Origin of the sequence: Spiroplasma culicicola AES-1 (assembly GCF_000565175.1) — a bacterium.
Classification (GTDB): Bacteria; Bacillota_I; Bacilli_A; order Mycoplasmatales; family Mycoplasmataceae; genus Spiroplasma_A; species Spiroplasma_A culicicola.
Genome location: NZ_CP006681.1, coordinates 235,126 through 247,333, shown reverse-complemented (window position 1 = coordinate 247,333; position 12,208 = coordinate 235,126). Strand labels below are relative to the sequence as shown.

The 12,208-nt window shown below is 25.4% G+C and carries 12 protein-coding genes and 1 tRNA gene; 4 read left to right on the top strand and 9 right to left on the bottom strand.

The window, feature by feature from the left end; translation table 4 throughout:
* Positions 1–19: 19 nt before the first annotated feature.
* Both lepA and SCULI_RS01140 read right to left on the bottom strand, forming a co-directional pair.
* Positions 20–1,822 (bottom strand): translation elongation factor 4, encoded by a 1,803-nt coding sequence (gene lepA, locus SCULI_RS01145; RefSeq protein WP_025362798.1) that lies wholly within the window; start codon positions 1,820–1,822, stop codon positions 20–22.
* A gap of 136 nt (positions 1,823–1,958) precedes the next feature.
* Positions 1,959–2,438 carry a hypothetical protein gene (locus SCULI_RS01140; protein ID WP_025362797.1) on the bottom strand — a complete coding sequence of 160 codons (480 nt, stop codon included), beginning with the start codon at positions 2,436–2,438 and terminating at the stop codon, positions 1,959–1,961.
* Positions 2,439–2,599: 161 nt separating this feature from the next.
* Between SCULI_RS01140 and SCULI_RS01135 the strand changes: the two genes are divergently transcribed.
* Complete coding sequence (locus SCULI_RS01135) at positions 2,600–3,451, top strand: ROK family protein (protein ID WP_025362796.1); 852 nt, start codon at positions 2,600–2,602, stop codon at positions 3,449–3,451.
* A 46-nt stretch (positions 3,452–3,497) separates the two neighbouring features.
* A complete protein-coding gene (locus tag SCULI_RS01130) occupies positions 3,498–3,989 on the top strand; it encodes a methylated-DNA--[protein]-cysteine S-methyltransferase (RefSeq protein WP_025362795.1) in 492 nt (163 codons plus the stop codon).
* 29 nt (positions 3,990–4,018) lie between these two features.
* Here SCULI_RS01130 and SCULI_RS01125 read toward each other — a convergent pair whose 3' ends face one another.
* Entirely contained in the window at positions 4,019–4,549 is a 531-nt protein-coding gene (locus tag SCULI_RS01125) for a DUF402 domain-containing protein (RefSeq protein WP_025362794.1), read from the bottom strand.
* A 219-nt stretch (positions 4,550–4,768) separates the two neighbouring features.
* Here SCULI_RS01125 and SCULI_RS01120 point away from each other — a divergent pair, with 219 nt between their 5' ends.
* Complete coding sequence (locus SCULI_RS01120; RefSeq protein WP_025362793.1) at positions 4,769–5,860, top strand: Fic family protein; 1,092 nt, start codon at positions 4,769–4,771, stop codon at positions 5,858–5,860.
* A gap of 39 nt (positions 5,861–5,899) precedes the next feature.
* Positions 5,900–6,706 (top strand): Cof-type HAD-IIB family hydrolase, encoded by an 807-nt coding sequence (locus SCULI_RS01115; protein WP_025362792.1) that lies wholly within the window; start codon positions 5,900–5,902, stop codon positions 6,704–6,706.
* A gap of 57 nt (positions 6,707–6,763) precedes the next feature.
* On the opposite strand, the gene proS is transcribed toward SCULI_RS01115, so the two are convergent.
* The 6 genes from proS to SCULI_RS01085 form a co-directional block, all read right to left on the bottom strand.
* Positions 6,764–8,188, bottom strand: coding sequence for a proline--tRNA ligase (proS, locus tag SCULI_RS01110; RefSeq protein ID WP_025362791.1), 1,425 nt, complete (start codon positions 8,186–8,188; stop codon positions 6,764–6,766).
* A complete protein-coding gene (locus SCULI_RS01105; protein WP_025362790.1) occupies positions 8,188–8,781 on the bottom strand; it encodes a hypothetical protein in 594 nt (197 codons plus the stop codon). The genes proS and SCULI_RS01105 overlap by 1 nt, the downstream gene beginning before the upstream one ends.
* Before the next feature lie 103 nt (positions 8,782–8,884).
* Positions 8,885–8,975, bottom strand: a tRNA-Ser gene (locus SCULI_RS01100).
* Positions 8,976–9,131: 156 nt separating this feature from the next.
* Positions 9,132–9,704 (bottom strand): hypothetical protein, encoded by a 573-nt coding sequence (locus SCULI_RS01095; protein WP_025362789.1) that lies wholly within the window; start codon positions 9,702–9,704, stop codon positions 9,132–9,134.
* A 47-nt stretch (positions 9,705–9,751) separates the two neighbouring features.
* Complete coding sequence (locus SCULI_RS01090; protein WP_025362788.1) at positions 9,752–11,461, bottom strand: hypothetical protein; 1,710 nt, start codon at positions 11,459–11,461, stop codon at positions 9,752–9,754.
* Positions 11,451–12,188: an ABC transporter ATP-binding protein gene (locus tag SCULI_RS01085; protein WP_025362787.1), complete on the bottom strand. Its 738-nt coding sequence runs from the start codon at positions 12,186–12,188 to the stop codon at positions 11,451–11,453. The genes SCULI_RS01090 and SCULI_RS01085 overlap by 11 nt, the downstream gene beginning before the upstream one ends.
* Between the last annotated feature and the right edge of the window lie 20 nt (positions 12,189–12,208).

The window sequence follows — 12,208 nt, the reverse complement described above, 5'->3', positions numbered from 1 at the left end:
AATATATTACTTCCTTCTTTTAATCATCTAATTTTAAGACTGCAATAAACGCTTCTTGGGGAACTTCAACAGATCCAATTGCTTTCATACGTTTTTTACCTTCTTTTTGTTTTTCTAATAATTTTTTCTTACGAGAAATATCTCCCCCATAACATTTTGCAAGTACATTTTTTCGCATTGCTTTAATTGTTTCTCTTGCAATAATTTTACTTCCAATTGCAGCTTGAATTGGAACTTCAAAATTTTGTCTAGGAATAATTTCTTTTAACTTTTCTGTTAGCACTTTACCACGATGATAGGCAAAATCTTTGTGTACAATTGTTGAAAGCGCATCAACAATATCTCCATTTAATAAGATATCCATTTTTACTAATTTTGAAACTTTATAACCAATTAATTCATAGTCAAATGAAGCATAACCTTTTGAAATTGATTTTAACTTATTAAAGAAATCAAAAACAATTTCATTTAAAGGCATTTCATATATTAATGTTCTTCTTGTGTCATCAATATAATCAATGTTTAAATAATTTCCACGTTTATCTTGACACAATCCCATTAAATCTCCAAGATATTGATCTGGAGTCATAATTGAAACTCTTACATACGGTTCTTCAATTGTATTAATTTTTTGAGGTTCAGGTAAAAAAGCAGGATTATCTATTTCAATTGTTGTTCCATCTGTTAAATTGACTTTATAAATTACTGAAGGCGCTGTAGCAATTAAAGTTAGGTCATATTCTCTTTCAAGACGTTCTTGAATAACATCCATATGTAATAATCCTAAAAAACCACATCTAAAGCCAAATCCCAATGATTGTGAACTTTCAGCTTCATAAACTAAACTTGCATCACTTAAACTAATTTTTTCTAATGCCTCTTTTAAATCCTTATATTTAGCAGTATCAACTGGATAAATTCCACAATAAACCATTGGATTTAATTGTTTATATCCATGTAATGCTTCTGTTGCTGGATTTTCTTTTGTAGTAATTGTATCTCCAACATGAACATCACGAACTGTTTTAATTGAAGCAGCTAATCATCCAACTTCTCCCGCTTCTAAAGAATCTTTTCTAACTTCAAAAGGAGTTTTGACTCCTAATTCTGTTACTTCATAAACTGCACCCGATTGCATCATTTTAATTTGTTGGCCAACTTTAACAGTTCCTTCAACAATTCGAATTGAAACCATTACTCCACGATATTTATCATAATATGAATCAAAAATTAAAGCCTTTAATGGTTTTGAATCATCTGCATCCAATGGAAAAGGAATATAATTGACAATTGCTTCTAAAACATCTTCAACATTTAAACCAGTTTTAGCACTAATCATTGGAGCATTTGAGCAATCAATCCCTATAACTGATTCAATTTCTTCTTTAACTCTTTCTGGTTCTGCTGCTGGCAAATCTACTTTATTAATAATTGGGATAATTTCTAAATCATTATCTAAAGCTAAATATACGTTTGCTAAAGTTTGTGCTTCAATCCCTTGACTTGCATCAACTACAAGTAAAGCTCCTTCACAAGCCGCTAAACTTCTTGAAACTTCATAAGTAAAATCAACGTGTCCAGGAGTATCAATTAAATGAAAAACATATTCATTTCCATCTTTTGCCTTATATTTTAATTGAACAGAGTTTAGTTTAATAGTAATTCCACGTTCTCTTTCAATATCCATAGAATCTAATAGTTGTGCTTGCATTTCTCTTTTTTCAACACTACCTGTTAGTTCTAAAAGACGATCTGCTAAAGTAGATTTACCATGATCAATATGGGCAATTATACTAAAATTTCTAATTTTTGATTTATCCATAATTTGCCCCCTTTTTGTAAAACATTCATAGTTAATTTTACTTGAAAATAAAGTTATTTAAATATATTTCAAAATAATTTATGAAATTAAAAAGAATGATCTACTCATTCTTTTGTAATATATTAATTTAATAATTTTATTTACCATTTGGATCAATTCCGTGTTTTTTAAGCACTAATTTTAAATTTTCAATTTCGGTTTCATATTTGATATTTATAAGTTTTTGATTAGCTAATTCAACTTTTTGATTAGCCAATTCAACTTTTTGCTCTGCATAAAGTCTTTCACATTGTTTTGTTAATTTTGGCATTTGTTCACCTTTACCTATTGTGATTAGTTTATTATAAGAAGCAATATAATTATTAAATTCAATAATTTCTTTTGCTTCCATAAGCATTATATCATTGCTTTTTGAATTTAGTCCTGTCAAGTTAACATGATCAAAAACTACATCAAACTTTTGTTCCATAAATGTTGTAAATAAAATATAGTCTTTATCAACATCAAAAATATCTTGAAATAATCATTGTTTCACGAAATTATCTTCAACATTAACAAAGTGCACCTGAATTCCTTTCTTAAGAATAAAATTTTTATTATTTTGGTCATTTTTCATATATTTCCTCCCTTAAACGACAATTAAAAGGGAAATTAACTTTATTTCCCTATTATAGTTATCGTCATCAAAAATGTGAAATTGTACAAAAAATAAAATAATTATCAATATAAACTATTTAAAAATTAATTTAAAATTAAGAATATGAGGAGATAAGAATAATGAAAATAGCAATTGATATTGGAGGTACTTCTACAAGAATTGCCAAAGTTATTGACAATAAAATAAGTGATCTTGAGGTTTTTGCAACTAATGCTAAAGATTTTAATGATACTTTTGTTACTTTAAAAAAATACATCAATAAAGTTAATGACACAATTGAGTTAATTGGAATATGTATGCCTGGCCCTCTTGATGTTAAAAACGGAATCGTTCTTGAAACACCAAATTTAAAAGGTTGAAAAGATATCAAGATAAAGGAACTATTTGAACAAGAATTTAAAGTAAAAGTAATGTTAGAAAATGATGCCAATGTAGCTGCTTTGGGACAAACAGTTATTAGAAAAACAGATAATTTATTATATTTTACAGTATCAACTGGTATTGGAAGTGGTTTTGTTATTAACAATAAGATATTTACAGGTTTTTCAAATACTGCTTGTGAAGTTGCAAATGCAAATCCACAATTAACTTCCAATAATGATAAAGAACGTACTGGAATTGAATATTTTGCTAGTGGAATTAATATTCCAAAGCAATTACAAAAATTGGGACTAGATGTAAAAGATGCACGCGAAGCTTTTGAAATTTTAAATTCTAATAGTAATCAAATTGTTAATGATTTTTTTAAAGAATATGCAAATCGCTTTGTACAATTTATTTCTACTGCAATTTACTTTTTAAATCCAAAAATTATTGTTCTTGGAGGTAGTGTTGTTGAAAACAATAAAGAATTCTTTGAAAAAATGTGACCAAGAATATGAGAAGTTACAGATGATATTAAATATAAAACTCAATTTGAGTTTGCAAAAGACTTATTGGATGCTACATTACTGGGTTGTGTAAACCAATAATTATTAAATTTTAATGCTTAAACTTAAAAATGAAAGAAGCAAATAAATGAAAACAATATATTATCAAAAATTAAAAATAAATGATTTTAATCTAATAGTTGGAGTTAATGAAGACAAAATTTGCTATTTAGGATTAAATAATGATGAAATTTATTCATGATTCGATCAAAATAAATTTGAATTAATTGAAGATGAAACAAAAATTGATAAAAAACATCTAGATTTGATTGAAAATTATTTCAATAAAAAGAAATTAAATCTAGAAATAAATGATTTTAATCATTTTGGAACAAAATTTAGACAACAAGTCTGAAATGAAATGTTGAAATTAGATTATGGAGAATATATAACTTATCAACAATTAGCACAAAGAATTAATCAACCAACTGCAATTCGTGCTGTTGCAACAGCTGTTGCCCAAAATCCTATTTTACTACTAATCCCTTGTCACAGAATTATTAGTAAAAATGGTGAAGTTAAATTTCGATCTGGAAAAGAAATTAAAATTAAACTACAAAAATTTGAAAGTAATAATTAAAAATAAAAGCAACTTTAATAAAGTTGCTTTTATTTATCTATATTTTCATACTCTTTTCATTTTTGTTTAACATAATCATGGTCAAAGTGTTCTTCTTTAGCCTTAATTAGTCGTTTTAATTCATCAACATTCTCTCAAAGAGTTTCAATAATTGAGCGTGAATATTTATAACTAATGCGATTGCGATTAAATTCTTTTAAATCTAAAATCTTATAACTTCCATCATTAAAAACTTTTACATCCAAATCGTAATCAATATATTTAACTGTATTTGCTTCTATAATATACGGTGAAGCTAAATTACAATAATAATTTATACCACGTTCTTTAAACATACATATTATGTTATATCAGTGTTTCTTAAAAAAGAATCATATTGCGGGTTCATTTGTTTTTCACTTTCTCCCATTAAGTTCTGTAATTAACACTTCTTCATTAATTAAAATTAAATAGTCTTCGGTTGATTCAAAAACAGTTGCGTTTTCTCATGACCTATATAAATTTCCGTTGTGTTTATATGCATGAATAAGAACTTGATCGCCGGGTTGTAGATTGTCCATTACAACACCTTCTTTCTATTCTTATTCTGGTTAAAATTGATATCATCTATAATTTTTTTCAAAACTAAAATTATTTTTCGGTAAACCGTATACAAAATTATTATATAACATTTATAAAATAATAAAACCCTCATAAACTCTGACTTCTAGTAATATAACCAATAAATAAGGGGTTTTTTATGGTATAATTATTTAAATAAAATTTTTTAGAGGTAAATTATGAGTGATAAATTGTATTCAATTAGAGATATAACTTTTAATCCTTTTTCTTTTGAAGAAAAAGCTGCAAAAATAATTCAATTATTTATGCAATATAATAACTACTTAAATCACTCACCTTTTGACACACAATTTTTATCAATGCAACTTTTAAAATATGAAGCACGTCATTCCAATATGATTGAAGGAATAGATACAAATGATGTCGAACTTTTAGCTCAAGATACACCAACTAGTAAAAAAATATCAAACTATGTCAATTCATTAAAAAAAGCAGACGAAAGAATCCGAGCAAATCCTGTCTTTTCAGAAGAATTAATTTTAGATATTCATCGAGATTTATTTGAAAATATGATGTCAGTTGATGCTGTTAATGCTAGTCCAGGAATGTGAAGAGTTAAGCAAGTTCAAATTGCAAACCACTTTCCACCACCTCCATATGCAGTTCCTGAGTATATGAAAGAATTTATTGATTGATTAAATGATAGTGAACCTTTTAAAGGATGTAGTGCTATTTTAGAAGCATTAGTTCGTGGAGCCATTACACATGCATACTTTGAAAAAATCCACCCTTTTACAGACGGGAATGGAAGAACTGGGAGAATCTTATTTAATCTTGTTTTAAATAAATATCAATTAACAAGTAAACCTTATTTTTACATTTCAAAAGCTATTTTACATGATCAATTTTTATATTATCAAGAACTTGCAAAGTTAGATAAAAGTGCTGATTATCAAAAATGAATTGGTTTCTTTTTAGATTTATTAATTTATCAATTAGAATCAAACATTAAAACTTTTAATGCTGCAACTGACATGGTTTTTAAAGTTAAAGCAGCAATTATGAAAGAACCTCATCCACGTTATCGTGAATTAAAAAAGAAAATCTTTGAATATATTGCACGTTTTCCAATTTTTACATTTTCAAGAGTTTATTTCATCATAAAACCAGAATTTGAAGATATTCAAGATCCTGAGTTTGTAATGATTTTTGATGAAGTTGTTAAAGATTATCATATTAGAAAAGTACCTCATAGTAAACACTATGAATTTAAAGCTGTTGTTGACATAATTGTGGGAAAAGATTGATAAAATAAAAGTGATGAATGAAAAATAGGAGAAAGAAAAAATATGAAATGATGATTTACTGATTATGATGGCACAATTAACATCAATCATGATCACAAAGTTTTAGAGATTGATAAGAACTTTATTTATGAATGGATAAATAACGGCAATATTTTCAATATAGCCACAGGAAATATGGAAAGTGAAATGAAACATTTGTTAAAACAAAATGGTTTAACATATAAATATTTAGTTTCAAATAATGGTGCAGCTATTTTTGACTATGATAGCAATTTAGTTTTTTTAAGACCAATTAAGTTAGAGCAAAGAACTTTCTTATTAGATATTTTAAATAAGTTGAAGGATAGTTTTCTGATATGTTACGTTGATTTAAATAAAAGAAAACTATTTTCTCGTCCTAATATTCAAGAACTAGAAGATTTCTTTACAAAATATCCCGAAATTTTAACTTATGTTCCCGAGTATCAAGATTTTAGTCTTGCGCTTGAAGATATTAGCGCAAATAAAAATATCTGTTTAATAACTTTAATGGGAACAAAAGAAAGTATTGCTCATCTTTACTTAGAACTACAAGAAAAACTAACTGATTTTTATATTGTAAAAACAGATTCTCATACTGTAGAAATTATTGACAAAAATGTTTCAAAAGCAAGTGCTATTGAAGAAGTTATGAAAATTCACAATATTGATATTAATGATATATACACTAGTGGTGATGGGGGAAATGATATTAAAATGTTAAAAATGACAAATAATTCATTTGCAATGAGCGCAGGTTCAAAAGAAGTCCAAAATGCCGCTAAATATGTTGTTAAAAATGTTTGTGAAATAAAAAAATATCTAAAATAAATTTATTAAGTTTACAATTCTAAATATTAAAAAAACTTCACATTAAGTGAAGTTTTTTTAATATGCTCTTGCAAAATATACCATATTATTTGATTCTTTTTGGCAGTTAAAACATTTTGATTTAGTTTGTTCAACTCCATCAGGAATACATCTTGAGTTTGTTTGTGTTTTTTCTTTAATATCATTTTCACATGATATTTCTCCACAAAATGGAACTAAAACAAATCCTTGTTTTTCATCTAATAATTTCATATATTCTTCAATTGTTGATGCTTTAAAAGTTCTTTGCTCTCTATTTTGCAAAGCTATATTATAAATATTTTTATCATATTCTTGAATTTGAGTATCAATGTATGTTTTTACATCTTCAAGTTTTATTTGTTCTTTTGATCTAATATCTCTTCTTGAAATTGTAACAACACCATTTGCTAAATCACGTGGTCCCACTTCAATTCTTAAAGGTATTCCCTTGATTTCTGCTTCTGAAATTTTAAACCCAAATGATTTATCAGTTTTATCAATATTGACACGATAATCATCTACTAATTGATCAAATAATTGTTTTGAAGTATTTACAACTTCATCAGATTCATTAATGTTAATAATTTGAACTTGAATTGGTGCTACTTTTGAAGGTAACACTAATCCAAAATCATCAGCATGAGTCATAATAATTGCTCCAATTATTCTTGTAGACATCCCTCAACTTGTTGTATAACCAAATTCCTCTTTTTGTTCTTTATTTTGAAACTTAATATTAAATGCTTTTGCAAAATTATCTTCAAAATAATGACTTGTTCCAGATTGTAAAGATTGTCCATCATACATTAAGGCTTCAATTGTATATGTTTCTTTTGCTCCTGCAAATTTTTCTTTTTCAGTTTTTCTTCCACTAATTACTGGAAGACTTAGAGTTTCACGAGCAAAAGTTGCATATAAATCTAAAATATTTAAAGTAAAGTTTCTTGCTTCTTCTTTTGATGAGTGAATTGTGTGACCTTCTTGTCATAAAAATTCACTACTTCTTAAAAATGGACGAGTAGTTTTTTCTCATCTCATAACACTTGTTCATTGATTATATAAAAGTGGTAAATCTCTATATGATTTAACTTCTTTGGCAAAATGATCAACTATTAAAGTTTCACTAGTTGGTCTAATATATAATTCTTCTGCCAATACTTTATCGCCCACCTTTGTAACAGTCGCCACTTCTGGAGCAAAACCTTCAATATGGTCTTTTTCTTTATTAAATAAACTTGCAGGAATTAATAAAGGAAAATAAACATTAGTAACTCCAAGTTTTTTAAATTGTGCATCCATAATTCTTTGAATATTTTCTCAAATTGCATAACCATATGGTTTAAAAATCATAGTCCCCTTAACTGGTCCATAATCAATCAAACCTGAATTTTTGACAACATCAGTGTATCATTGTGCAAAATCAACATCTCTAGATGTGATTTTTTCCATTTTTTTTGACATTATTTTTTATCTCCCTTATTTTTCTTTTCAATGTTTCCTGTTTCACCAAAGAAAACATCAATGTTAATATCATTGGCTTCAACATAAGTTTGAATACGTTTTAAATTCGATTTATCTTTAATCATAATAAAATCAATAGCTTCAACTGGTATTGTTTCATAAACATAAACAATATTGCCAACATTATCTAAAGCTCAATCTTTTTTTGTCAATTTAGCTAATTTATGTGGATCAATTCCCACAACTGAAATTTTTTCAACATCAACTTTAGCTTCACTAGCTCATTTTCAAAAATGAGCTCTTGTTGATGAATCAAATTCTAATCCAATTGAATTATTATTTTCTAAGTATGTTCAAACAATATATTCTTGATCACTTCTTAATTTTTGTTCCTTTACTAGCCTAATTCCATTTTCAAGAATTAATAAAATATTGTTTACATCTGTATAAAAATATAAGTTTTCATTTTTTTTAGTTTTAATTATTTGAAATACTTTTTTTTGCTCAGCTTTTGCTGCAAATAACTTTTGAAACAATCCTTTTTTCGGGGATTCCTTTTTTAAATCTATGTCTTTTTCAATTTCTTTTGCCATAATAAAATCTCCTTTTGCTTGTTCTTATATGTTATATAATACATTAATTTAGTCAAATAAAAAACCAAGCACTAAATTTAGTGCTTGGTTAAGTGTCTTAAAATGGCGGATTGAGAGAGACTCGAACTCTCGCGCCGGTTGCCCGACCTAGCACCTTAGCAGGGTGCCCTCTTCACCAACTTGAGTATCAATCCATACAAAAAAATTATAACAATTTTTTTATAAAAATCTTATTTTTATTGAATTTTTGAGTAATTAACTGCTTCAAAACATTATTAATAAAAAATAACATTGGCATACTACAATTTTTAATTTGATATTGTAATTTACCAAAGTTATTTTATTTTATACTAATATAAAATTGTTGTTATTCTAATATCTGTTATAAAGGCATTTGCCTCACACGAAGAAGTCGCTCAATATGAGCCAGCATAAGCATAAGTTGATACATATAAATCTAAATTTTTATCAATTGAATATTCTATTCCAGCGCCTACTTCTTGCATTGCCAAACCTTCTTTACTGTATTCATAAAGATTAATTTTACCCTGAATTTCATCCTTACTTTTTTTAACAGCTAGATCACCTGAATATTTAATATTTTCAATAGCACCAGTACCACCAATTCTTACCTTTAAGTAACCTTGAAAAACCATTTTTACGGTATTATTATATAAAATATCTCAAGTTACATGTCTATTTAACTCATTAACATTAAATAAGAAAAAAGCTCCTGATTCTACAGATTGTCATTTCTGATTATTTTTTCTATAAGCATAAGTTTCTAAATCTTTTGAAACAGAATAATCTAAAGAATATTCAATATCATAAATTGAATTTTTTTCTTGAAAAGAGTATGCTTGAATATTTGAGCTCATTCCAAGTAAACATAATGAACTAAATATTGATAATAGTTTTTTCACTTAACTAATATCCTTTCTTTCCCTCCACAATCCAACCCAGTGATATTTTAATATCTTGAATAACCATAAAATAATGCTAATAAAATCAGTGAAAATAAAACTAAATAATTAATATATAAATATATAACTTTTTCCTTTTTATATAAATCATAATTTTTATTACTATATTCTTCATTTATCATGTAGGAACCTAATAAAGGAAATTTTAATTCTCCATTAATTGTAAGATCAAAATAAACTGGAATATATAAGTCTATATTTGATTTACTTTGCATATCAATTGTTAAATAATCTGTTCTATTAGTTACATTATAAAATTGGAACATATTAAAAGTAGTTCATGGTGAAACTACTGAGAGTACACCAAATGATGAAGAATTTATTCAATCTGCATTTTCTTGGATATTTGTAAAATAATTTGTATTGAAATCAAAAACATTATTTAATAAACCTAAAAGATAAAATGTATATTCTTGAGTTAATCAATTTTCATCTTTTTGATTAATTAATCTATTAGTCATTCAATTATTAAGTTGTGCTTTGCTTGTTGAATCGTCAATTTTTAGGTTACTATATAAATCAGAAAATAAATTATTAATTTTTTGGGTTTGAAGTGAAATATCTGTTCTAAAATATCATTGATAAACTAAATTATTTAATTCTTTAATTTCTGATTTTGAATAAATTTTTGCAAATTTATTCAAAATAGTTTTATTTAATTCTTCTTTGGTTTCAATTATTTCTTTTGAATTATTTAGTTCATAAAAAATTTCAAATAATAAATCTTTTCCAAGATTTTGAACATTTAATTTGTAATCTATTGAATCTAATAAACTAATATATTCTGAATTATCTTCTAATGTTTCCTTTAATTCTTCTATAAATTCTTTTATAATAATTTTCAAATCAAATGTTCTACCGCTAAAATAACTTAAATCAATTATAATCTTTTTAAAAATTTCATCAATTTTTGTTTCTTTATTTGAATTTGAAATATATTCATAATCATTTTCAATTTCTTTTCTTGAATCCATTAATTTTTTAGTAAATCCATTCGGATATTTATCAATTAATTTAATCAATTCAGATTTAAAATAAATTCTATTATATTGATATGAATTTGTTAAATATGATATATTTTCACCATTAATTATTTGTGGCATCATTCCCCCTAAAATTGGATTTAGAAGAAAAGTAGATGCTATAAAAGAAGAAATAATTATTGAGGTTCTTAATTTAAAAATAGATGTAATAAGTATTAAAAAAGCCATAAAACCTAGATCAAATAAATACGAGGCACAATAACCTAATAACAATTTATTATAAATTAAATTATAGTTTTGATAAGAATCAACAAAAGGTATAAAAATAATACTTAACAATATAATTTGTATACTAATAAAACACATTGTTATTGTTCTATTTACAAATAATTTAGAAAAGAATTGTGTTGTTTTTTTAATTTTTTTTCTTCTTTCTAAATTATAGATGCCTGTTTCTTTTTCTATATTAATAAAATTTGTAATAGAAAAAATATTAAATACTGATAAATATAAGATATTAATAATATTAAATATAAAAATAGAATTGACAGTTGAATGTGTTCTATCTTTTGATAAATAAATAAGTAAAATAGAAAAAATAATATTAAAAAAAATAAAAAAAGAATAAATTAAAACTTTTGTTCTTGAAAGTATTTTTTTGAAATTAAATCAATAGATGATAAAAAAATCACTGTATCTTATCTTATCTTTCATTTAAAAAATCCACCTTATCAATTTTTAATTTTGCTTTTTTAGTTGAATGTTTAGAATAAATGTCTTTAATTTTTTCAACTTTATTATCAAATTTACTGCAATATTTCAAGAAACCTTCTTCAATTATTACTAATTTATCAATGACTGTTTGCAATTCATCAATTATGTGGCTTGTAATTATTACTGTTTTATTTCATTTCTTTAAAAATTTAATTAGTTCCATGAATTCCATCCTTGAATTCACATCTAAATTTGCTGTGGGTTCATCCATAAAAATTATTTTTGGATTTGAAACTAAACAAATTATCAACAGGGCTCTTTTTTGCATTCCTGCAGATAAGTCATTAAAAGTCTTTTGTTTATAATCAACTAAATCTAATGCTTCAAATAATTGTTCTAAATTTATTTTAATTTCGTTTTCTCTCAAGCCAGACAACAAAGCTGAATAGTATGCAAAGTCATATATTTTAATATTTTTAGGATAGATACTTTGATCTGGAAAAAATTCAAACTTTTTTATTATTTCTCTATTTAAACTATCTCCATTATAAATTATATGACCACTATCTTTACTATACTCTTCAAAAATTGTCTTAATTAAAGTGGACTTTCCAGCTCCATTATCTCCAACTATACCAACAATTTCATTAGTCTCAATATTTATGGAAATGTTAAATATACCTTTTTTATTACGAAAATCTTTTGTTAACTCCTTAATTTCTATCATCCATTTCTTCTCCTTATTAA